This is a genomic window from Chloroherpetonaceae bacterium (genome assembly GCA_033763895.1).
GTDB lineage: Bacteria > Bacteroidota > Chlorobiia > Chlorobiales > Thermochlorobacteraceae > JANRJQ01.
In genome coordinates, this window is the sequence record JANRJQ010000003.1 from 1 (window position 1) to 23,611 (window position 23,611).

The 23,611-nt window shown below is 39.6% G+C and carries 24 protein-coding genes and 1 tRNA gene; 3 read left to right on the top strand and 22 right to left on the bottom strand.

Translation table 11 applies throughout. The annotated features are described in order from the left end of the window. Window positions 1-25: 25 nt before the first annotated feature. From SFU91_00210 to SFU91_00285, 16 genes are all read right to left on the bottom strand, one after another. Entirely contained in the window at window positions 26-217 is a 192-nt protein-coding gene (locus SFU91_00210) for a DUF4177 domain-containing protein (GenBank protein ID MDX2127441.1), read from the bottom strand. A 53-nt stretch (window positions 218-270) separates the two neighbouring features. Then, on the bottom strand, window positions 271-459 hold the full coding sequence (locus SFU91_00215; protein ID MDX2127442.1) for a DNA-binding protein: 189 nt from the start codon (window positions 457-459) through the stop codon (window positions 271-273). An 8-nt stretch (window positions 460-467) separates the two neighbouring features. Next, complete coding sequence (locus tag SFU91_00220) at window positions 468-1,343, bottom strand: SPFH domain-containing protein (GenBank protein ID MDX2127443.1); 876 nt, start codon at window positions 1,341-1,343, stop codon at window positions 468-470. A 140-nt stretch (window positions 1,344-1,483) separates the two neighbouring features. Further along, complete coding sequence (pdxH, locus tag SFU91_00225) at window positions 1,484-2,137, bottom strand: pyridoxamine 5'-phosphate oxidase (protein ID MDX2127444.1); 654 nt, start codon at window positions 2,135-2,137, stop codon at window positions 1,484-1,486. A 16-nt stretch (window positions 2,138-2,153) separates the two neighbouring features. Then, complete coding sequence (locus SFU91_00230; protein MDX2127445.1) at window positions 2,154-3,434, bottom strand: glutathionylspermidine synthase family protein; 1,281 nt, start codon at window positions 3,432-3,434, stop codon at window positions 2,154-2,156. A gap of 4 nt (window positions 3,435-3,438) precedes the next feature. Next, window positions 3,439-3,804 (bottom strand): MGMT family protein, encoded by a 366-nt coding sequence (locus SFU91_00235; GenBank protein ID MDX2127446.1) that lies wholly within the window; start codon window positions 3,802-3,804, stop codon window positions 3,439-3,441. Next, entirely contained in the window at window positions 3,804-4,466 is a 663-nt protein-coding gene (locus SFU91_00240; GenBank protein MDX2127447.1) for a flavin reductase family protein, read from the bottom strand. The genes SFU91_00235 and SFU91_00240 overlap by 1 nt, the downstream gene beginning before the upstream one ends. A 13-nt stretch (window positions 4,467-4,479) precedes the next feature. Further along, window positions 4,480-4,896 (bottom strand): ATP-binding protein, encoded by a 417-nt coding sequence (locus tag SFU91_00245; GenBank protein MDX2127448.1) that lies wholly within the window; start codon window positions 4,894-4,896, stop codon window positions 4,480-4,482. A 44-nt stretch (window positions 4,897-4,940) separates the two neighbouring features. After that, window positions 4,941-6,923: a hypothetical protein gene (locus tag SFU91_00250; GenBank protein MDX2127449.1), complete on the bottom strand. Its 1,983-nt coding sequence runs from the start codon at window positions 6,921-6,923 to the stop codon at window positions 4,941-4,943. Window positions 6,924-6,959: 36 nt separating this feature from the next. Beyond that, entirely contained in the window at window positions 6,960-7,841 is an 882-nt protein-coding gene (amrB, locus tag SFU91_00255; GenBank protein ID MDX2127450.1) for an AmmeMemoRadiSam system protein B, read from the bottom strand. A gap of 115 nt (window positions 7,842-7,956) precedes the next feature. Beyond that, the gene (locus tag SFU91_00260) at window positions 7,957-8,436 is read right to left on the bottom strand and encodes a hypothetical protein (GenBank protein ID MDX2127451.1); all 480 of its coding nucleotides are present in this window, start codon (window positions 8,434-8,436) and stop codon (window positions 7,957-7,959) included. 237 nt (window positions 8,437-8,673) lie between these two features. Beyond that, window positions 8,674-9,072, bottom strand: coding sequence for a CoA-binding protein (locus SFU91_00265; GenBank protein ID MDX2127452.1), 399 nt, complete (start codon window positions 9,070-9,072; stop codon window positions 8,674-8,676). Beyond that, a complete protein-coding gene (gene purF / locus SFU91_00270) occupies window positions 9,072-10,562 on the bottom strand; it encodes an amidophosphoribosyltransferase (GenBank protein MDX2127453.1) in 1,491 nt (496 codons plus the stop codon). The genes SFU91_00265 and purF overlap by 1 nt, the downstream gene beginning before the upstream one ends. A gap of 44 nt (window positions 10,563-10,606) precedes the next feature. Next, entirely contained in the window at window positions 10,607-11,503 is an 897-nt protein-coding gene (locus SFU91_00275) for a hypothetical protein (GenBank protein MDX2127454.1), read from the bottom strand. 10 nt (window positions 11,504-11,513) lie between these two features. After that, complete coding sequence (locus SFU91_00280) at window positions 11,514-12,770, bottom strand: hemolysin family protein (protein MDX2127455.1); 1,257 nt, start codon at window positions 12,768-12,770, stop codon at window positions 11,514-11,516. A gap of 41 nt (window positions 12,771-12,811) precedes the next feature. Continuing rightward, a tRNA-Ala gene (locus SFU91_00285) sits at window positions 12,812-12,884 on the bottom strand. Window positions 12,885-13,086: 202 nt separating this feature from the next. On the opposite strand from SFU91_00285, the gene SFU91_00290 reads away from it, so the two are divergent. After that, entirely contained in the window at window positions 13,087-14,601 is a 1,515-nt protein-coding gene (locus SFU91_00290) for an NAD(P)/FAD-dependent oxidoreductase (protein ID MDX2127456.1), read from the top strand. Between the two features lie 9 nt (window positions 14,602-14,610). Here SFU91_00290 and asnB read toward each other — a convergent pair whose 3' ends face one another. Beyond that, window positions 14,611-16,560, bottom strand: coding sequence for an asparagine synthase (glutamine-hydrolyzing) (gene asnB, locus SFU91_00295; protein MDX2127457.1), 1,950 nt, complete (start codon window positions 16,558-16,560; stop codon window positions 14,611-14,613). 37 nt (window positions 16,561-16,597) lie between these two features. Beyond that, on the bottom strand, window positions 16,598-17,821 hold the full coding sequence (locus SFU91_00300) for an aminotransferase class I/II-fold pyridoxal phosphate-dependent enzyme (protein MDX2127458.1): 1,224 nt from the start codon (window positions 17,819-17,821) through the stop codon (window positions 16,598-16,600). A 106-nt stretch (window positions 17,822-17,927) separates the two neighbouring features. Here SFU91_00300 and SFU91_00305 point away from each other — a divergent pair, with 106 nt between their 5' ends. Further along, on the top strand, window positions 17,928-18,830 hold the full coding sequence (locus SFU91_00305; GenBank protein ID MDX2127459.1) for a carbon-nitrogen hydrolase: 903 nt from the start codon (window positions 17,928-17,930) through the stop codon (window positions 18,828-18,830). A 22-nt stretch (window positions 18,831-18,852) separates the two neighbouring features. Next, the gene (locus SFU91_00310) at window positions 18,853-19,929 is read left to right on the top strand and encodes an alpha/beta fold hydrolase (GenBank protein MDX2127460.1); all 1,077 of its coding nucleotides are present in this window, start codon (window positions 18,853-18,855) and stop codon (window positions 19,927-19,929) included. Between the two features lies 1 nt (window position 19,930). Here SFU91_00310 and clpX read toward each other — a convergent pair whose 3' ends face one another. From clpX to SFU91_00330, 4 genes are read right to left on the bottom strand one after another with little or no spacing between them, the layout of a single operon-like run. Then, window positions 19,931-21,220 carry an ATP-dependent Clp protease ATP-binding subunit ClpX gene (gene clpX, locus SFU91_00315; GenBank protein MDX2127461.1) on the bottom strand — a complete coding sequence of 430 codons (1,290 nt, stop codon included), beginning with the start codon at window positions 21,218-21,220 and terminating at the stop codon, window positions 19,931-19,933. A 16-nt stretch (window positions 21,221-21,236) separates the two neighbouring features. Continuing rightward, window positions 21,237-21,680, bottom strand: a complete 444-nt coding sequence (locus SFU91_00320; GenBank protein MDX2127462.1) for a hypothetical protein — start codon at window positions 21,678-21,680, stop codon at window positions 21,237-21,239. 19 nt (window positions 21,681-21,699) lie between these two features. Continuing rightward, complete coding sequence (locus SFU91_00325; protein ID MDX2127463.1) at window positions 21,700-22,317, bottom strand: DUF3299 domain-containing protein; 618 nt, start codon at window positions 22,315-22,317, stop codon at window positions 21,700-21,702. Between the two features lie 15 nt (window positions 22,318-22,332). Continuing rightward, window positions 22,333-23,598, bottom strand: a complete 1,266-nt coding sequence (locus SFU91_00330) for an ABC transporter permease (GenBank protein MDX2127464.1) — start codon at window positions 23,596-23,598, stop codon at window positions 22,333-22,335. Window positions 23,599-23,611: the final 13 nt, after the last annotated feature.

Genomic DNA, 23,611 nt, shown 5'->3' on the forward strand with positions numbered 1-23,611 from the left:
TACCCCCCTCTCTTTGATTCAAACTTCAACGCACCTTTTCGAAAACAAGGGTAGGCTCTGTGAAGCCTAATGAAATTGCACGCTCAGGCCCCATTAATGATATAAATCGCCACCCTTGCCGTCCCATATCTTCAATCATCGATAAGTAGTTCTCTTTTGGTGAACCAGTCCATTTTTGTTTGATCGGTACAAATTTATATTCATACTGAAATGCCATAATTCATTTGTTTAGATGTTCAAAAAAAATATCCGAAAATTTTCAAGCAGCGTCTATTTTGATGGCTTTTTCTTTCGACGATTTTCATCGAGTGCTTTATTCAAAAGATACTCGATTTGACCATTAACACTGCGAAATTCATCCGAAGCCCAAGCCTCAATCTCCTTGAGGACAGAGGCGTTCAGCCGAAGCACGAAGGCCTTTTTTTCACCCCCCTTTTCCGAAGCCTGTTTTTCAGCCATACCTTCAATTAATGATAAAGCGTTCCTGTATTGACAATTGGCTGAACATTTCGCTCACCGCACAAAACGACCAACAAATTACTGACCATTGCAGATTTTCGTTCTTCATCCAATTCAACCACTTTCTTTTCGCTCAATTTTTCCAAAGCCATCTCGACCATTCCAACAGCACCTTCAACAATTTGCTTTCGAGCAGCCACGACTGCCGTTGCCTGTTGCCTTTGAAGCATTGCACCGGCAATTTCTGGCGCATAAGCCAAGTGGCTGATTCTTGCCTCTATAACCGTTACACCGGCTCGATCCAATCGTTCTGAAAGTTCTGCTTCTAAAAGTTTATTGACTTTATCAGCTCCTCCGCGAAGCGTGAGCTCGGAGTCATCATTAAAATTATCGTAAGGTAAAGTGCTCGCTAAGTGACGCAAAGCAGCTTCGCTTTGTGTTGCGATGTAATTATTATAATCATCAACTTCGAACGATGCGCGGGCGGTTTCTTGAACTTGCCATACAATGACTGCCGCAATTTCAATCGGATTTCCTACCTTATCATTGACCTTCAAATGTGGACCATTTAAGTTCTTTGCCCGAAGAGAAATTTCCTTTTTGCTTAAAAATGGATTCACCCAAAAAAATCCGTTGTGCTTTACTGTACCGATATAACTTCCAAATAGAATTAATACTGTAGCTTCATTAGGGTTCACAATGATAAACCCAAAAAGAAGAACGATCGCAAGTAAAAGAATGAGAATGCCCGGTAAAAAAAGCCTCATCAACAAGAGAGAAATTCCAACCCCAAAGAGCGCAAGTACAGCGATGAGCATTCCGTAACCGGAACTCGGCATTGCCAAGGTCTCTTTCATAAATTCCTTTTTCTTATCAGGTGTCATAGGTGTTTTAAGCTTAGTTATTAAAAATAAAAATGATACTATATTGATATCATAATACTACTATTTCGATTAATCCCCAAAATAGTTGCAATAAAAAAAGCTCCGAAATGGAGCCTCTATGAAAAGATTTGAAATCCTATTTAAGGCGAAAGTTGATCTATGCGCCATCCGGTTGAGTGATGGGTATATCGAAACCGGTCATGAAGTCTGCTTGGTCTACCTTGCCAAAATTCAATTGAATTTGGAATGACTCGAAACCCGCCCCAATGGGGCGGTCTCGGAACATCTCCCAAAAAATAGCGCATTTCAAAATCTTTGAATTTTTTGATTAGTGACAGACTATTTTCAATCACTTCGCTTTGTGCTGAAGCCCAAGCCCCAAGCCTGCTTGGCAACGGTCTTGATTTAAAGTATTCATCCGATTCCTCTGGACTAACCCGTTCAACCACACCGCTAATTATGACTTGTCTTTCCAATTCTTTCCAAAAAAAATTCAGTGATGCATTCGGGTTTTGAGCGAGTTCTTGACCTTTCTTACTGTTGTAATTGGTATAAAACACAAATCCTCGTTCATCAAAGCCTTTCAAAAGTACCACGCGTGAAGAGGGGATTCCATCTTTACTTGCAGTGGAAAGTGTCATTGCATTGGGTTCTAAAATTTCACTTTTTATCGCTTCAGAAAACCAAGTTTGAAATTGCTCATAAGGGTTGTGAGCCAAATCTTCTTTTGAAAGCGATTTTAGTGAGTAGTCCTTTCTGATTTCAGCGATTTTTTCTCGAACAAAAGACATCATTGTATATAACTCCAGATTAATTTTTTTCAATATAAGTTGGGGCAGTTTTCGCACTGAAATCGGTTGAACTTGGAGAAAGCCTCGTAAATATTCCTGAAGAAATTCCTCCACAGAGATAAACTCCAAAGTTAGCGACAGGGTATTGTGAGTGAATCGTCGATGATTCAAAAAACTTTTGAGCAATCCAATAACGAGGGATTAGTTTCTCTAAAGTTTCTTGCCAAATTTCGTCTGTTACATTTTTTCCGATAATGACCTCAGCCCCTTCACACCCATAAACGGATTTTAATACCCAATCATTTTTTTCAGAAAGATAATTCGATAAATCTTCCACCCTGAGAGAGCGTGTGAGCGGAAAAAAATCATGAATGGTCTTTTGAGATTGAGAAGAAAAGAGATGAATGAAATCAAAAAAAAACGCCATCGAGAGCTTATTCTGTGTCAGTATAGCACCAAACGGGTTGAGAACTTTTACCTTTCCAGCGGTTTCGGCTTTGATAATTGAAAGTAACGGATTTTCTAAGGGGTCAGGGTCGGCGAAGTCCTCACTGTCTTTCCATATTGGGATCCGCTCGCCCCACCAATCCGTTTTATAATGACGCAGAATGAGGTCAAGTTTTGTATCAAACAAAAGCAAATTAAGATTCTTATCACAGGAAAGATTGTAAGGCGATCCCAATAAAACCTTAAAGCCGTTTTCGCTTAGCCACTTTTCATAAGAAAGAATCATCGAGAGATCCTCAGTGTGTTCTGTTGGATAAATTATTCCAATGGTTTTAGGTGTTGAAACGTCGGCTTCTGAAACGCGTTCAACAAGACGAAGAAATCGACTCTTGAAGTCGGCATTCGGGTTTTCAAAGCTTGGAAAAGCATGAAGCAGCAATTCGTTGAGTAAAACGGTTTCTGCCTCTCCTGAGGGTGTATCAGAATTCATCTCACAACACCGAATTTGACCATTCTGGCATAGAAATAAATCGAGTCTTGAAATGGCATGCCACTCTCCTCGAGAAGAAAACCACATCAGTTTTTGAAAGGGTGTTAAGGCGAAATAAGATTCTAAAAAGTGAGGATTCTTGAGAATAATCTCTGTGAACTCATGATACAAAGAACCAATTGATTCTGCCGCTTCAAAAAGCGATTTAAGTTCATGTTTCGTAAGAATTATTGCATCTAACAGAAACCGTTCTTCCCCATAAAGCCAAGGGTCATTGATAATTCCATTTTGCAAAATTTGAGTTGCAAAATCAAGATAGGCGGTCTCTCTAATTCTGAAATTCCCTTGTTGAAGCTTTGCCACACATTTACTTTTTTTTCTTCTTTAAAGAAGTATTGCGTGATGTTTTCGAAACGACTCGAAAATCATAAAAATGCTGTTGAAGATCCACTGTATCATCATCCTTGAAGCGAACCCCTTCTTTCAAAAGCAAGTCTTTCATAAGGTTTGGATGGCTAAAATGAATTTTTCCGGTGAGCGCCCCGTATCGATTAACGACTCTGTGGCAAGGGACATCACTTCCAGCAGCTTGATGTAGTGCATATCCAACCATTCGGGCAGAAATTCGGCTGCCAAGCTTTTCAGCGATTGTTCCGTAAGTACTTACTTTACCATAAGGAATTGTGCGAACAAGGTGATGAACTTTGGCGTAGTAAGAATCGGAATCGTTCATTAAAGTGATTTAATTGGATTTCCTGCTTTGGGTCGTGGAAGTTCAAAGCGGTCTTTTATGCCACTATACCACAATCCTCCTAAACGGCCGATGGGATCTAAAACATCCATATCAATTTTATAATCTGTAATGACCCTTTCATCGATATGCAAGTGTACGATTTCCCCCAAGATGAGTGTCCCGCCCTGTGGCTCTGTGCCGATTTCAATTAATTGAAAGAGTTTACACTCAATATTAATCAAGGATTCGCCAACTCTCGGCGGCTGAACTTTTAACGAAGGAATTGGAGACATACCGGTTTCGACAAATTCACTTACATCCGGAGGATAGTCATAACTCGTTTGGTTCATTGGTTCAACGAGACTCCGACTCACAATATTCACAACAAATTCTTTCGTATCTCGAATGTTATTTAAAGTATCCTTAGGGCCGCCAACGCTCGCATTTTCGGGGCGAGCCCCTTTCATTGCAGGTGCGAAACATAAAACAGGAGGTTTCACACTTGCAATCGTAAAAAAGGAAAATGGTGCTAAGTTGTTTATACCCTCTTTGCTTTTACTCGATACCCAAGCAATTGGACGAGGTAAAACTGAACCGATAAGAATTTTATAGAGGTCTTGTGAAGAAATCGAAATAGGGTCGATCGAATGCTTTTTTTCCATTCTCCGGATTGAATTAACTGCGTTGAATCGGAACTTTAATTTTTAAGGTTGTGCCTGACTCTGAAAAACTATAATTGACTTCTTGTGAAAATTGTCGCATAAGAAAAACGCCACGGCCCGAGGGCTTAAGTAGATTTTCTTCTGCTAAAGGGTCAGGGAGATTATTCGGATCAAAGCCGCTTCCTTCATCTTTCACTTCAATGAAAAGCTCGTCGTCTTTAATCAAACATTTCAAAAAAGCATTTTTGGTGGGGTTGCATTTGTTGCCGTGAAGAATGGCGTTATTTGTCGCCTCCGTTACAAGGAGCATGACATCATATAGGAAAGCTTGACTGAAGTGATGTTCTGCCGATATTTGTTTAATTAAAGCCTCAACTCGGTGAACTTCCTGCGGATTGCTTTCAAGCTTTAATTCATAAAGATGATTCATTCAGAGGCAAAAATTTTCTTTCAATTTAAACCATTGCAACAATATTACCACAGCGCACTGACAAATAATGAAAGGTTGGGTGTCGCTCGAGTAAAACTTCCATTGGTTTCTTCAATTTGATACCAACCCTCAGCTGATAAAACAATATTCGATTGTGGGCTAAAACTGACGGAAGCCGTTGGTCCAAAATAGGTCAATGAGGTTTGAAGCCGCCTTTCTGAATTTACAAACCCAAACTGCTCTCGCTTAAACCATCGAATTCCAATACTGCCCTTTAGGGACGAGGATTCAACAATAAATGCTGAAACAAATAATTGATCGTGAAAAGCATTGATTGGCCTTTCCGAAAAAGAATTCCAATAGAGTTCACCTCGCTCGTAGCGCCTTGTTTCATAAATAAATTTGAGTGAATGTCTTGTTGAAATTCGAAACAGTGTTGAATCGGTAAATGAAAATTGGCGAAACGAAAAGCTTCGAACCGAAACAGGCGACTCGAAATCATATACCGTGTAGTTTGCAAGAACACTGAAACTATTGTGGGTTGTCAACCAAGACTTGAAATTCCATTTTGTTGAAGGAGCAAATCGAAAAATTCGATTCCATCGATTATTCCCACTTTGTGCCGCAAAAATAAATACAGTGTGGGTTAAGGCAGCGGAAAGCGTAGCCGAAATCAAAAACTGTGGTGAGACGAAAAGTGAATCGGTGAGATCGGCATAAAAGCCAAGTTCATCGCGGTCATCAGTATTTTCAAGCGAAGGCGTGTTGTACGCGAATCCTCGAATCTGACCCCCAAAAAATATTCGATTGAAAAACGGGTCGTCGGCTTTACCCATATCAGTACGAATATGGGCATTGATTGAAGCAACCTCAAAGTTGTTGTTTCGAAATGCTTCTAGTCGAATGGCAGTTAATGAATCGCTGGTGCTATTAATTGGTTGATAGTTTTCTGTTTGAAATTGATAGGCTATTGAAAGGGAAAAAAAGATAGACTGATTTTCAAATTGAGCTGCAATTCTTCCGCCTAACCCATTTTGACTAATTTGATTGTCATAAAGTCGCGAGGAAAGGTCGAGAAACTGTTGTGAATTTTCTCTTCGAATTAATCGTGAGCGTAAATCTGCTTCAACAACAATTCTCAGATGCTGAAATGCCCGATAAGAGACACTATCACTGGTAAAAAACATCCGTTCTATTCTTCTTTCAATGATTGGCGCGGCATCTTGAGCCCCAAGAATGGAGAAGAAGTCGCGACGAGTTTCGTCATATCCAAATGAAACGCCAAGTGTTGAGATTTCTTCACCGTCTTGATTTAAGAAATTACCGTTGGTACCAAATTGAATCCCACGAGAATAATTTCGTCTCTCTCCTAAAAAGTCATCTTGGCTTGAGCCCCGAAGCGAAAAAATAAAATCGTTTAGCCGAACTTGATCTATGGAACCTAATGCCTGATAAAAAAAACCGTCGGTTTGATTGCCTAATTGAGCATCGTCTTTGAAACCCCCAAAAAATTTAATGAAAGGGGAAAGGTTGGTTTGTATGGCAGTTTCAAATGTTGGTGTCAAGATAAAGCCACCTGAGAGTGAAGTAATGGAAGCGTCATTGCGAAAGAGCCGTCTATTGTCATTTAGTGAGAAGCGGCTAAAAGATAAACCTGTTTTAAGTATTGAAGAGAGCCGATAGAGCGCTTCAGTTTCAATTCGAGTTTCATCGCGAATCGCACGCTCTTCAAAGTCAGCAAGGGTAGAAAGAAAATTTCCCATTACACTTAGCTGAAAGGTGTTCGTTGTAATTAAATAATCTGCTTTTGACTTAAAAAAAACGGTGTTGAAAATTCTTTGAAACGAAGTTTCAATGTGCTTATTGGTCTCTGTATTACCAATCTTAGTCGTATCTGTGGAAAAAATCCAACCTGAAAAAGCAATTTGATGAAAAAGAAGATTTGAAAAAATGAGAATTAAATTAAAAGAAAAGCGAGAAACCAATAAAGTAGGGGATTTCAAACAAATAGATTTACTTAAAGCCATATAAGTGATTTGGTGAAAAGGGGGAAGAGGAAAGAATCACCGGCTGAATGTCCCGGCCAAATAGGTTTGACCAAGTTCAGCGATTCCTTTTTTCTCAATTAATTCAAAATTTTTGGCACTCATTTCATGAGCTACACGAGCAGCAACAGCCATTACCCCTAGCCCTGAACCGAATTCCTTTTGATGAATTCCGGCAAATCGAAGCAATGCCCCATAGTTTAAATCAGTGAGCATTTCCACAGCCTGTTCAATTTCGGGGTGATTGGCGTTGGGAGTAAAGAAGTTATTAATCGCAATCACCAATGCGTTTCTGCCTTGTAGGATTTCTGATGTAACAGAGGCTGTTTCATTGCAAAGGTCAATGGATTGATTACCCACTAGGATGGGAACAATTGTAAATGGGGACTGTTGGCCTATCGTTCTAATTAAGAACGGGAGTTGAATCTCAATAGAACTCCCTTTAGGAACACCGTCTTCTGAAATAAAAAAATCGTCGTCTTCATCGCAATACTCATTTCGAATAAAATCATTGATTTCAACCTTACCAAGAGGAGTATCAAAAAAGCCGTATCCCGAAATGGCGAGTTTGTTAAATGGATTTACAGAGGGACTGATAAGAACCACGGTGTCATAGCGCTCGCCGGAGAGCCTCTGATAGCCTTTAGCTAAAACTGACAATGAATGTTGAAATGGCCCGTAAGGCATGATCATCACTCGAACTTTACCCTGAGGTTTACTTGGCGTATCTTTTGCTGCAACTTCTAGTGCAGCGTCAATTTGCGAAGTAAGTACAACCGGATCAGCAGGATAAAGATCACCTGCAAACACAGCCGGTCTTGATGTTTTAGAAATTGGTGCGTTAAACATTGGTGAAGCGGTTTCAAATGGCATCGCCAAAGATGAATTTTGCATCGACATAAGTTAAATGGTGAAGTTTCTTTAATGTAAAAATGTGCTCAAAAAAAAACCGAGTTTATTCAACTCGGTTTCAATTTAGCCCTAATCCTGAATTTTACAAGCTATGATGATTTAATTAAAGGTCGTCTGCTCCAGAAAGTTCTTTTTCCATAGCGTCGGCCGTTTTAACGACCGATTCGATGATGTTGATTAAATCCTCCACCTCTAGTTCTGCTGCCGCTTTCACTGCAAATGACGCAAGTTTTGAACCTCCAAAAGTATGCGTTTGCCAACCGCCAAGGATTTTATCATAACTATTTGATAGTAAACGATTTGCGACAATGGCGGGAACTTGATCGGTGAATTTATAGGCGGGTGACCAAATTTCTCGAACCTCAAAATTTTTATACTTCTCGGTCTTTGAGTTGATGAAAATTAACTGAGTTCTTCCGTCTGTAGTTTCATACTGCATCTTAAAATCATTCGTGGTTGTCATTGAAAATTTAAGACCTCGTCCTTCCAACTGCCTGCGAATTCTTTCATCTCCACCCTCTTGTGCTGAGATTAATGAGTTCGCGGTAAATAAAATGATAATTGCTAAAATAAGTCGCTTCATTGTAATGCTCCTAATTAATTGATTTCTCAAAACATTTCCGTTTCTCAATCGGATTAGTGCATAAATATTTCCTTAGTTATCCAAAAGCAAAAAAATGCTTAAAAATGACACAAACGTGTCATTCAAACTGGTTCAAAATGTTGTTTAAATCACAAGATTGGTGAGCTTGGCGAAAAACTGAAAAGGGAGGGAAATGAAGTTAAAGAGCGGGTTGAAAAAAAAATAGTTTGTTTGATGTTAAAGGTACTGATGCTCAACCATAATACATCGATTTTGAACAGTGACTAGCCCCGCAGACTTAGCTTTTTCAATAGCAGTTTGGTGAGTGATTCCCAATTGCAGCCAAATTCCTTTTGCGCCAATTGCAATGGCTTCATCAACAATTGGAGGAACATCTTCAGACTTTCGAAATACATTTACGAGAATTGGCTCTTGCTTGAGATGAGGCGGCATGTCGCTCAATGAGGGATAGGATTGAATTCCAAACACCGAATTTGCATTGGGATTAATTGGAATAATTTTATATCCTGCTTCAAGCATATACTTTGAAACAAGATAACTCGTTCTTGTCGGGTTATCGGAAAGACCAACTACAGCAAGGGTTTTAAGGCTTTTTAATATTTCAATCGTGGTCATTACGCTTGTGTAATTGGAATTTCAAGCTCTTCCTTTTCTGTTGTAACATCGTTTGTTGGCAAAGGATGACGGCCGCTAAAACAAGCTGTGCAGTAACTTTCTTCTTCACCTTCGTAGGCAGGAACACTGGCAAGAAGGGCTTCATGAGAGAGATAGGCCAAAGTATCAACCCCAAGTTCTTCCCGAATTTTTTCAACATCACCGCCGACTTGATTTGCAATAAGTTTATCCTTGGTTGGAAAATCCATTCCATAATAACAAGGGCTGATGATTGGTGGGGAACTGATACGAAGATGAATTTCTTTAGGGAGTGCTTCTCGCAAAAGTTGAACAAGCATTCGCGAAGTGGTTCCTCTTACAATAGAATCATCAACAACCACTATTCGGCGATCTTTTAATACCCCTCGAACAACATTATACTTCGAGCGAACCTTCAATTCACGAGATAAATCTCCGGGTTGAATAAAAGTTCTACCAACATAATGATTGCGAATTAAACCCAATTCAAGCCTTGAAGCAATATCATGCTTATTGCTTTCAGTGACATAACCAAGTGCTGCGGTATTTGAAGAATCGGGTACACTGATGACAGTAACATATTTTTCATCGTCATTTGGGCTTAAGGCCGATTCATGCGAAAGATTTTTCCCAAGCTTTCTTCGAACCTTATCCACAGACTCTCCGAAAATAGTGCTATCAGGCCTTGAGAAATACACATATTCAAAAATGCATCTTGCGCGATGAGGTGTATCAGGAAGTTTTTCTTGCTCAAATGTTCCGTTTGAAACTGTCTCATCATTAATCAAGAGAATTTCTCCGGGTTCAATCTCGCGAACATACTGTGCACTGATAATATCAAAAGCACAAGTTTCGCTGGCTATAATATAAGAAGGCGGACCATCCTTGTTTTCCTTTTTTCCTAGGGCCAAAGGACGGAAGCCTTTAGGATCTCTCGCTGCAATTAATCCTTCATCGGTTAAGATCGCAAGTGAATATGCCCCTTGAACTTGGAGAAGAGCCTCGCGAATTTGTTCAAGAATAGTTTTGCCTTTGCTTCGGGCAATAAGATGAAGAATGATTTCGCTATCGGAAGTTGCTTGAAAAATTACCCCTTCATCGGTGAGATGATGTCTGAGTTGCTTAGCATTGGTCAAATTTCCATTATGCCCAAGAGCCAAATGACCTGATTTATAATTGACCGCAAAAGGTTGGATATTTTGCTTGAGTTTTCCTGAACCGGTTGTAGAGTAACGGTTGTGACCTATCGCAGCAGTTCCTTTTAATTGTTCAATAACTTTTTCATCCTTAAACACTTCTGAAACCAAACCAAATTCTTTGTGAAAGCGAAAAACGCTTTGCTTTTTGTTTGTCTCAAATGAAGCGGAAACGATACCTGCCCCTTCTTGCCCGCGATGTTGCAAGGCATAAAGCCCGTAAAACGTATCTAAAGCCGCGTGTTTAGAGTTATAAATCCCAAAAATTCCACACATGTCATCGAAGTTTATTCGTTAAATCCCGTTGCGAATCAATAGACCTACACGCGTTTGTATCTGCCGTGTTTATACATGCCTAAAACTGCGTAGTAGAAAACAATTTGAAGGAGAAAAGCGATTAAAAAGGTTGAATGAATTAATACATCAATTTCAAGTCTGGAAAGGACAAAGAGAAACAACCCTACGAGTGAAATCGCAGCAAAAATAAAGGAAAGATTTTGTGCCGCTGTTTTTGAACTTTCATCGACATAATGAGCACTTCGCTTAAATATTCGCCAAGCAATGAAACTATAAAAGCCAACCCACATTGCGAAGTGAATTAATAGTGAAATATTCGATGCGCGACTGATTACGGTAAACTGATTCTCAAATCCGGGCGGAAGTATCGGCGCTTGATGAATTGAAGGATCCGCAAAAATAAAAGCTAACCCCCAAACCACTTGATTATACAAAGCGAAAATCGCAAACATGAGTAAAAAAAGACTCGTGATTTGAAATATGTCGTTGCTTGATTTTGTTCGCAAATAACTGAGCCCAAACATAAACCCAAAACCAACAAAGCCATTAAATCCAATTTGCCAAGAAGTCCAAAAAAAAGTTCCGAAAAGCTCATTTGGAAAATACCCTACAAGTGATAGGGTTGATAAAAGGAATGAAAAACCAGTAGAGGATAAAGAAAGAATTGTAAGAATTGCATAAAACAATGCGCGGGCTTGGGTTTGGTCATTTTTTTGAAGGCGTCGCTTTCTACGATATAAAATGTAGGAATAAGTGAATCCAAAACCGACAAGAAGAATGGATACCAAAAGAGAAAATGGGTATTCATTAAAAACAACTTCAAGCCAAAGAGCAAAGCTAATCGCTTCATCCCCGCTTGAAACATAGGTTTCATCCGGCTTTGGTTGAAGAAATAAATGTGTAGAAAAAAAAGAAAGCATTGATGTTTGATTATGAATTCTTTATCTCCCGACGGGATTGTAGTACTTGCAATTTTACCATATCAATTTTCGTTTTATTTGCTTTTGCAATTGTTATCATGAACTCATCAATCGAAAGAATTTCTCCTTGTTGAGGAATTTTACCTGCCTTGCTTAAAATGTACCCTGCAAGTGTTTCATAATCATCTTTAGGTATCGTCAAGTTAAAACGCTCATTGATAATATCGATTTCTACCCTACCGGAAATCAAAAATGTATTTTCGGATAAGGCCCTTAAAACATCTTCGTCACTATCAAATTCATCTTGAATATCTCCTACGAGTTCTTCAACCAAATCTTCCGAAGTGACAATTCCAGCTGTTCCTCCAAATTCATCAACAACTATCGCAATACTTTGACCACTTGCTGTAAATTCTTGTAGCAACTCAACAGATCTCTTGGTTTCAGGCACAAATAAAATTTCTTTGGTAATCTTTTCAAGATTTTTTGGCTTAGTAAATAAATCGTGAATGGTCACAATCCCTATAATTTTATCAATGCTTTCCTCATAAACGGGCATCCGTGAATAACCCGATTCCGCAAATCGCGCAAAGACTTCTTTCATTGTAGAGCCTTTTTCAATTCCTTCAATTTCCGTTCTTGGCACCATCGATTCTTTAACTCTGATTTCAGAAATCGCTAAGGCTTTCGAAAACATCTCCGTTTCAGCTTTCCCTTCAGCCCCGCGACTTGTGGCGTTTTCACGGATTAAAATTTCAAGATCCTGCTTTCTAAAAAACTGATTTACATCTGTGCTATTCGTACCAAACAATTGTGCAACGCTTGAAGCAACCCCTTGGGAAATTCTCACCATTGGATATAGAGTGAAATAAACAACTCTGAGAAAGGGTGCGGAAACCAATACAACATACTCTGCTAACGCTCTTGAACCGAGTTTAGGAATCACTTCACATAAAAATAAAATCGTGAGCGCAGTAACTGTTGTAACGGTAATCGGAGACTGACTGAAAAAATATCGCTCAAGTAGAATTGCCATTAATGAGGAAATAATCACATTTGCAAAATTATTTCCGACAAGAAGCGTCGTGAGCGTTTTATCAATGTTTTGAGTAAAATACACAGCCGAGCGAGAGCCAAAAAGGCGCTTTCGCTCAAACATTTCGAGTTTAATTGAGTTGGCGGTAATAAAAGCGATTTCAGTGCCTGAAAAAAAGGCAGAAGAAAGCATTGCAACAAAAATCAAAGAAAGTTGCAAAAGCTCTGACATCGAGATTAAAATGAAGTTGTTAAAAGGATGGTGAGCTTATGTGGAGCTAAGGAGATTCGAACTCCTGACCTCTTCAATGCCATTGAAGCGCTCTACCAACTGAGCTATAGCCCCATTTACTGCTCAAATCAAAAACAATTTGAAAATAAAATACGACTGAAATAACCGTATAAAAAATAACCGCTTGTTTTTAGACAGAGCAAAATTTGAGCGGCAAAGATAGCGAAAGTTCAGTATTCACCAAATTAATATTCATTGCGTTGAATTTTCTTAGCTTGAATTTAGTTATGTGCTTATCTCATCGAAATAAAAAAAAATGAATCAATCAGCAGATGTAATCATTATTGGGGCAGGAGTTGGCGGGTTAACCGTATCAGCCCTTTTGCAACATGCCGGTTTGCATACACTCACCTTCGAGCAACATACAATTGCCGGTGGAAGCGCGTCGCTTTTTAGAAAGAAGGGTTATACATTCGACGCAGGCGCCTCTATGTTTTATGGTTTTGGAAAAAATGAAACCAGCGGAACCTTAAACCTGCATACGAGAATTTTTAATCGCTTAGGTTTAAATGTTCGAACGGTTTTTGACCCCGTACAAATTCATTATCATTTGCCGGATGGATTTGAAGTAAGTTCTCATTACGATCGCGAAAAGTTTCTTGCTGAACTTATTTCTCGCTTCCCGAATGAAGCCTCAGGGATTCGCGACTTTTATGATGAACTTGAAAAGGTCTTCGACATTATTAGCGCCTTTCCCGCAGGTTCTTTGGAAGACCCAAGTCATATATTGAAATTAGCACTGCGGTTTCCAAAAAAAGTTGTAATGCTTGCTTATTACACGATGTTTTCAATGGGTGGGGTCGCTCGCCGCTATATCAAAAATGAGGAATTGCTGAAATTTATCGATATGGAGTGTGAATCGTGGGCTTTACAAGATGCAAGTTCAACGCCTTTTGTCAATGCTGGAATTTGCCTTGCTGACCGGCATCACGGCGGTATTAATTACCCCATTGGAAGTTCCGGAGTTATTGCTGAAACGCTTGTCAAAGGAATTGAAAAATATGGGGGAAGGGTTCGATTTTCAACGCCTGTTGAAGAAGTTCTAATTGAAAAGGGGAAAGCGATTGGAGTGAAACTTCAAAACGGCGAAGTTCACTATGCGAAAGTAATTGTTAGCAACGCCACGATTTGGGATACTTTTGGAAGACTCGTGAAAGAAAAAAAGTATCACATCGACGAATCAAAATTTGAGATTTCTCCCAGTTGGTTTCAACTTCATTTGGGCGTTGATGCGTCGATTTTTCCGGAAGGATTTCATGTTCATCATATCATCGCGGAAGATTGGAAAAATTACCGTCAGTTGGGCGGAACAATCAGAGTGTCAGCACCCTCACTACTCGATAGAACTTGCGCTCCCGAAGGAAAACATGTCCTTCATGCATTTACAACCAGTACCGTAGATCAATGGAAAAAAAGATTTCCAAAAGACCCTGACTATGAGGCTGAAAAAGAGAAAGAGTCGGAAATTCTAATAGAAAGACTAGAAAAAACAATTTTGCCTAACCTTTCTAAAGCAATTGAAAAAAAATATATCGCAACACCTTTAACACACAAACGGTATTTAAAACGGCATTTAGGTTCGTATGGACCATTATTAAAAAAGGGACAAATTGTGTTACAAAAACCTCAAAATTCGACGCCGGTTAAAAATCTTTTTGCCGTAGGTGATAGCTGCTTTCCGGGACAGGGCGTGATAGCAGTTACTTATTCAGGGGTTTCCTGTTCACAATTGATTGCAAAAAAAATGGGGGTAAAATTTGAGTATCTATGAAAAGCAGAACTAATCTAATGAGGAGGTAACGCCGTATTCAAGCATCCATTGATGGAGCAAAGAAAGTGTCCAAACTCTCAAGTATGATCGAAACTTCCATTTTTCATTGCCACTCGAAAAAAAATCGCCGAGTAATTCATCAACTTCCTTTTGCGAGCAAATGCCCAATTTTTTTACTGAAGATTCAGAAAGTGACTGCCGAATAACCCGATTCAAGCGGCCCTTTCTCATCCAATAAGCGAGAGGAAGTGCAAATCCCATTTTTTTTCGCTTGATAACCTCATCGGGTATCAACTTACCTAAGCTATCAATGAGAATCTTTTTTCCTGTATGTCGAGAGTTTCGATCAATCTTAAACTCAGCGGGAAGCATAGCCGCATACGATGCAAATTGATGATCAAGAAACGGGACTCTTAACTCCAATGAATGCGCCATACTGGTTGAATCAGAATCGCGAAGCAAGGTATTACACAAATACATTTTTGCTTCCAAGTAAGAAAGCCCGTGTATAGGATGAGAATTCAAAAGACCAGCTTTTTTGAGTGCGTCAAGGTAGTAGTTTTGAAAATGCAGTGAATTACCGTTGTTATAGGGCAGCCCAAAAATTTTTCTACTCAGCTCAAATGATGTTAAGTGGCGAGTAGAATACAAATCAGCAATTTCATTATATCCACCCATCAAACCGATAGCGCCACGAGCAATCCAATGTTCAGAAAGCCGTTCAGGAATGCGATTGCCAATTTGACCCGCAAGAAGCGAGAGAGCGCGCGGTGTTGCGGTTAAAAAAGGATTTAAATCTCGGAGAAACTGATAAAACTTAAATGTAGAATAACCCGCAAAAATTTCATCGGAACCAAGCCCTGATAATGCAACTGTAACTTTTTCTTTTGCAAGTTTAGAAACAAGAAATGTGTTTAATCCATCGCTTGAAGGTTGATCGATTCCACGAATAAAATCGGGAAGAGCCGTAACAACATCATGCTCAGAAAGTATCACCTCCGTGTGATTTGTTCCAAGATGCTTCGAAACAATCGAGGCATATTCAGTTTCGTTATAGTTTTTTCCGCCACTATCAAATCCTAAAGAAAAAGATTGAACATTTTTTCCGAGAAGTTTCATAGCAGCGGCAATCAAAGAGGAATCGATACCGCCTGAAAGAAAAACACCTAAGGGTACATCGCTGATTATGTGAGATTCAACAGCTTGAATGAAAAGACGGTTGAGTTTCTCTTTTGCCGTTTGATAATCAACTTGTTCGGATTCTTGTTGTGAAAAAGCTAAATCCCAATACTGCCAGATTCTTTCTTTTCCATTTTCAATCTTCATTGCGTGGCCTGCTTGAAGGTGAAAAACACCGGAAATAATAGACCTCGGTTGAATGACAGAACCGGTTTCAATGAGCATCGCCGCGGAAACAGTATCAAGAAGCGGTGCAATCACTTTTGATTTGAGAAAAGCCTTCAACTCTGAAGCGAAATACCAATGTCCATTTTGGTTAGAAAAGAGCAGTGGCTTTTGTCCAAATCGATCTCGAGCGGCAAAAAGCGTTTTTTCTTTAAGATCCCAAATCACAAAAGCGAACATTCCTTCAAGGTAAGAAAGGCAACCTTCGCCAAAACAAGCATAGAGATTAAGAACAGTTTCGGTATCGCAAGTAGAGTAAGTCTTGTACCCTTTTTTTTCGAGAAGAGCATTGAGAGCTTTGTAGTTGTAAATTTCTCCATTGAAACTGATCACATAACGCCCGCCATCCTGTTTTGAAAACATTGGTTGGCTGCCAGCATCACTTAAATCAAGAATAGACAATCTTCGATGTCCTAAGGCAATATGATCATCGATATAATGCCCTTGACCATCAGGCCCACGATGAATCATCGCCGAAGTCATTTGTTCGATCTTGTCCTTAAAAAACGTTCGGTCGTTTTGTAAAGGGCTATAAATGGCTGCTATTCCACACATTGCAGATGAATATCAATGATCTTAAATGGATGCAGAATCAAACTGAAACTGCTGAATGTAATTGAAAAAACCGTTCTGTATAGTTTGCAACTCGCGAATAAACATCTTTAAGGACTTCAAGTTCGGGAAGGAACACAATTCTAAAGAAACCCTCCGTTGGGTTGGTTCCAAAACCTGAACCGTGAACAAAAAGCACGCCTTCTTCACGAAGAAGACCCAAAACAAAGGCTTCATCTGTAGTTGAAGTTGAATGCAAATCAACTTGAGCCATCGCATAAAATGCGCCTTCAGGCTTGTTGCAACGAATTCCCTGTATGCGGTTTAATTCTTCAAAGGTTATATCTCGCTGTGCACGAAGCCTCGCCATTGTGGGTTCCAAATAGCTTTGGGGCAAGTTCATTGCGGCTTCAATGGTGTGTTGTGCTGCCATTGGCGCGCAAAGCCTTGCATCGGCCATTTTTCGAATAGCAGCTTTCAAATCGGGCATGAGAGAAGAATTGCTCATTGTCATCCAACCTAAACGCCAACCCGGTGCGAGGTAATTTTTCGAAAGCGATTCGAGTGTAATCACAGGCAAATCTGATCCCGCTAATTTGGCAATTGGTGTATGGCTTCCCTCGAAAATGAGTTTATGATAAACCTCATCGGCAATGACCAACAGACCAAATTCTTTGGCCACATTAAGCATTTGTTTCAAGGTTTGCTCTGAATAAAGTGCACCTGTTGGGTTATTGGGGTTGATGATGACAAGAATCTTAGTTTTTGGAGTAACAAGAGACCGCAGTTCTTCAGAATCTGGCTGCCAAGAATTGGAAGCGTTCTGCCGATACTTTACTTCTTTAACGCCTAATTTTGAACAGATTGCGGTGTAAAGCGGATAGCCGGGTGCTGGTACAAGAACTTCATCTCCCGCTTCAAGAAAAGCTGCAAAAATGAGGTCAGCAGCCTCTGAAGCCCCATAAGTAAAAAGAATATCGTCTTCAGTGGTAGAGATACCGCGCGAATTGGCCTCACGAGCAACAGCTTTGCGGGCACTTGGAATTCCGGCTGAAGGCGAATAGCCGTTGAAGCCATCTTGCAAAGCTCTTTTATGCGCTTCTACCAGTTCCATTGGGGGCTGAAATCCATAGATGGAAGGATCACCAATATTTAGATAAGTAACTTTTTTTCCTTGTGCCTCAACTTTTTGTGCTTCAACTACGATATTTCGTATCGCATATTTGTAATTTTGAGTACGAAGAGCCGGTTGGTATTTTGACATAATTAGATTTTCAATGAAAATTAATATTGTGTAAGATGGGTGAAATAACTGAACAAAGTTAACGAAAAAATTATTATTCAAAAAAATTTTAAGAAAACCTTAAAGAATGAAAAAGTCAAAAAAAGTAACGGTTGCCTTGATACAAAAATCGTGCGGCCTTTCCCCAAAGGATAATCTTGAATCCACAATCGATTCGATAATTAGAGCTGCAAGTAATGGCGCTCAGATTATTGGATTGCAAGAAATGTTTAACACATTGTACTTTTGCCAAACAGAAGATTATGAGCCTTTTCAATACGCAGAACCTATTCCGGGTGAAACAACCGATTTGCTCTGTAAAGTTGCAAAGGAGAATAAAGTTGTAATTGTAGCCCCGATTTTTGAAAAAAGAGCTCAAGGGCTTTATCACAATACCGCGGCAGTCATTGATGCTGACGGCAATTATCTTGGGAAATATCGAAAGATGCACATTCCTGACGATCCAAATTTTTATGAAAAGTTTTATTTCACCCCCGGAGATACTGGTTTCAAGGTTTTTGAAACCCGATATGCCAAAATTGGCGTTTTAATTTGTTGGGATCAATGGTATCCTGAAGCGGCGAGGCTCACAGCGCTTCGCGGTGCAGAGATTCTTTTTTACCCTACCGCTATCGGGTGGGCAACCGGAGAAACATCAAATAAAGTCAAGGCAAATCAACATGAAGCTTGGCAAACCATTCAACGCTCGCATGCAATCGCCAATGGCGTTTATGTTGCCGTTACCAATCGTGTGGGCGTTGAGATGCCGCCGGACGAAAATCAAAACGGATTGCAATTTTGGGGACAAAGTTTTTTGACTTCACCTTTTGGAGAAATTCTTGCAAAAGCCGGAGCAAAAGACGAGGAAACGCTTTTAGTCGAATGCGATTTAGAGCAAATTGAATTTTACAGACAACATTGGCCATTTTTGAGAGACCGGCGAATTGATCATTACGAAAAAATTACGTCTCGATTTATAGATGAGCATTGATGGTTCGAATTCACGAAACTATATGAGAAAATACTTCAGTCGTTCTTTTACGATTTGTTATGCAATTGTGCTAACAATTTTCATTTCTTCTTGTTCACATCAGAATGAAACTGTTCGTTCAATTTTCACACTCTCCGAGGAAGATCGAAAGGTATTTCGAGATTTGATTGATAATGATCAGGATTCGACGGAATTCATATCCTCATTTGATTTAAGCCAGATTGCCATTAAAAGTAAGGTACCAAGCAGTTCAAATTCAGTGTTACTATTTTTGCACGGAACAGCTGCACAATCAAGACTTTATTTGCCTCTTCGCGATTCCCTTCTTAGACGCGGAATCGGAACAGTTTTAATGGATTTGCGCGGTCACGGGCTCTCGGAGGGTGAACCCGGTGATGTTCGTGATGTCAATGACCTCATTCGTGACTTACGCATAGTGATGATTCATCTTAAAAAAAAGTATCCTGAAAAAAAGATTTTTCTTGGCGGGCATAGCTTAGGTGCTGGTCTTACCTTAAAGTACCTCCAAAACTTTGCTGAAAGGGATTCATTATTTATTAAACCAGATGGATTGGTTCTTATTTCAGGAGGGTTTGTACCGATTCCTGTTGAGGAGTGTAATAGTGCTGATTCGATAAAAGATAAAAATTCAAGCAAGTTGGTTGTTACAAGCGATACAGTTCATTCCAAATTTGCGACACTCAATTTTTTAGAAGCCTTAACTTATTTCCCATTAGGGTTTATGGGAATTCACTTAAAACCTATTCGTTTGGTGCTTCCTGACGAAGAAATTGTTCGTGAAGCAGTCAGTAAAAAACTTCTTGTTTCTGAATATTCCTTTCAATTTTTTTTGGCAGCATTTCCTGTCGATTTAGAAATGGCATATCTCCTCTCAACTTTTCCGTCATTGCTTATTGTGGGTAATCAAGATGAGGTGATAAGTGTTTGTGGGGCAAAAGAGACTTTTCGAAGATTGAATACGGAGGAAAAGGAACTGCTTATCTTTTCTAATACCAATCATATCAATGTAATTTGGAGAGCCGGAGGAGAAGTGGGAGATTGGATTGAAAAAATGCAACAAAGAATAAAGCGAGATTAGCTTAGGCGATTTTTCTTTCTTCTTGCTCTTTGCTTTCTGTATAGAGATAAATTGGGCTTTTATGCTCCGATATCACTTCCTTCGTGATCACACAGGTGCGAACATTTTTTTTCGAAGGAAGTTCGAACATAATATCCGTCATTGCTCCTTCTATAATTGATCGTAGCGCACGGGCGCCGGTACCGCGCTTTATCGCAATGTCAACAACCATATCCAAGGCATCGGTATCGAAAATTAATTCAACCCCTTCCATTTCGAAAAGTTTTTTATACTGCTTGGTGATTGCATTCTTTGGTTCAGTAAGAATGCTTCTCATTGCATTCTTATCAAGAGATTCGAGTGTTGTAAGGACCGGTAACCTTCCGATAAATTCAGGAATCAGTCCAAATTCGACCAAATCTTCGGGTGCAACATATTGGAGTAATTGAGAACCTTCGCGCTCCGATTTTGTTGGAATGGAAGCACCAAAACCCATTGAATTTTTTGCCAATCGACGCGCAATGATTGCGTCTAAACCTTCAAATGCTCCACCGCAAATAAAGAGAATATTTTTGGTGTTGATATTGAGCAAAGTTTGCTCAGGGTGTTTTCTTCCTCCCTTTGGCGGAACACCTGCAATCGTACCTTCTAAAATTTTCAGTAAAGCTTGCTGAACACCTTCTCCCGAAACATCACGTGTGATGGATACATTGGCACCCTTTCGAGCAACTTTATCAATTTCATCGATATAGATGATTCCGCGTTCTGTACGCTCTAAATTTTGGTCGGCAGATTGAAATAGATGCATCAAAATGCTTTCGACATCGTCGCCGACATAACCGGCTTCGGTGAGCGAGGTAGCGTCGGCAATTGTGATGGGAACATCGATAATTTTCGCCAAGGTTTGAGCAAGAAGTGTTTTTCCAGTTCCGGTTGGCCCCACAAGTAAAATATTGCTTTTATCAATTGATACATCCGATTCGTCAAACACCGAAAGGTTATGCATTTCAATTCGCTTGTAATGATTATACACGGCGACTGAAAGTGCCTTCTTTGCTTTATCCTGACCAATGATATGCCTGTCGAGCTCTTCCTTGATTTGAAAAGGGGTTTGCAATCTTCCTTTTTTTGGCTTTCTCCTTGTTGAGAGAGCAGAAATATCATTTTTGATAATTTCAACGGAACTTTGAATGCAACGATCGCAAATAAAGACTCCCGGTCCAGCCACCATACTCATCACCTCATCACTTGAACGCCCGCAAAAAGAGCAGTGAATTTTTTCTTGACTCTGATCTTGACCTTTTTTTGCCATAAATTATTTTCAAATATTAACGCACAACCCTTACGGCAAGCGCCTCAAAAGAGAGAATTTTTTTCACTGTATCTCGCTTCTCTTCAATTTTAACAAGTGCATTTGCACCGTGATTCGAAGCAAGTTGTTTAAGCTGTAAGAGAGAGAAAAATTTTTTGTACCCACCATTGTCGGTTTCATTATCCGAGAGAGGAAATTCATATCGCACGGTAGTTAAGATGGCAGAATTAGGAGGAAGACTATCTAACACCATAACTCCAGAAACACCAAGCCTTCGGGTTTCACCGCCATTACCGAGAGACTGGTGCCGAGGGCAAGCACACAAAGCCAATCCTGATTGATTCTGAAGATTGAGTTCAGGAACTAATGAAAAACGGTCCTGAGCTTGGGCAACAGAAACAAAAGCTGCCATTATCAATAGGCTTCTTTTCACCATCCCTAAAAAGATTAACTCTGACATGAATGCGTAATTCTTATGGTTATCTAACCGGAATTGCAGACCCTTGTTGATGTTGAATAACATCTTTATCATCGGCAGTTGCTGCCTTTACATCTGAGGCTTCCATTTGGTAGATTGAGACAACAAAATCATCAATTTTCGTTTCGGATATTTTAAACTTTCCTTTTACGCGAATAGGAGTATAGACATACTCAGTTGATTTTCCCTTTTCCATACGAATCATTATGGTTTCATTTGGTTCCGGAGGCACGCTGTAACAGCAGCCAAAGAAAGGAATTTGAACCAACATAAACTCTCTAACTTCCATCGCTTCATTCATTGGAATCATATAACCGGCAATTTCCACTTCTTTTCCTTCTAAGCCTTTAAGCTTATCAGGCACTTTGGAATTCCCGCGGCGGTTATATTTATACTCTCTTAAATCATTAAAGGTGATTCGAAATGATGCGCCTATAGGCTGTTCATTTTCAACGATAGCCAATGGTGTTTCGTCGAAAGAAAGCGTTGCTTTGTGGTTGCGAACTTTCGAAACCGATTCAACAAAAAGCGACTTTGAATTGTAGTATTCTGTTGCAACAAAATTGAGCGAAAGAAGCCCAATAAAAAGCCCAAAGAAAGAAAGTCTAGATTTAAACATAATACCTCGGTTTAATTAACTGATTGGTGTCAAGTTTAGTGAGACATCCGTCCGATACGCACGAAATGCGGGAATAATCCCAGCAATTCCCCCAGCCAAAGTTACAACCAAAAGAATTTTCAATTCATTTATTGTTAGAATCCCCACTTGAACAACCGTACCAAACTTAACTGAAATCAGTTGAGAACTCAAAATTAACCCAAGTTTGCAAAGTACGATACCAAGAAAGGCACCAAAAAAGCAAACCATAACAGATTCCATCGTGACCAATCCAAAAATAAATGAACGTGTTGCGCCTAGAGATCGTAAGATTGCAATCTCTCTCCGGCGTTCATTGATAGAATTATAAATCGAAATCATAACGCTGAATATTGCGACCAAAATGACAACAATGGTTAGGAATAGGAAGGCATCACTAACATTTCCGACAATGTTGATAAGGTCTTTAATCTCATTGACAACAAAAGCGGCTTGTGCGTAGGGTTCACGATTGATTAGCGAATAAAGTTGCAAAGCAAAAATCGGCGCTTTGGCTTTGAGAATAACTGCGGTGATATCCCCTTCATTGGGAATCTCGTGATGATGCTCATCAGATGCCTGTTCGGTCGAATCTTGTTGATCAACGGATTCCTTTTCATGAAGCATCCATACAGTTGGGAGAGCGGCATAAATCCCTTTATCAATTGGTGTATTTGTTGTTTGAAGTGTGCCGATAACCTCAAAAAAATGCTGATCATGTACATTTCCCATCTCTTCAAGAGACTCTTGCAGCCCGTGAGTGGCTAGAAACTTATCGCCAATTTTTAATCCGGTTTTTGCAATTACTTCTGAACCGACAACAACCTTATAAACTTCATTTGATTCAAAGACTCTGCCTGAAGCGAATTCAAGCGCGAAATCACCTTTAATTTTTAGTTTTGAAAAAAAATCGGGTGAGGTGCATATAATTCTGTATCCGCGATAGCTATCGCCCAAGCCCATCGGAATTGCGTAAGCTACAAAAGGATTTCGCTTATAACGTTCATAAGCTGAATAAGGAATATTGCCGGTCGGATTGCCTAAATGATAAACCGTGTTGAGTACTATTTGTAAAGGACTCCCTTTTGCACCTAAAATTAATTCATAACCACTGGAGGTTTGGTTAAATCGCTCTTCAACTTGCTTTGAAATTTCAATAGTTGAAGATATGAGACCGACGCCGAGCGCGACTGACAGAAGCGTAAGAAGAAGCGAAACTTTTCTTTCAGAAAGATTTTTAAGAACAATCGAGAAAAAAGTCATTTACTTAAATGTT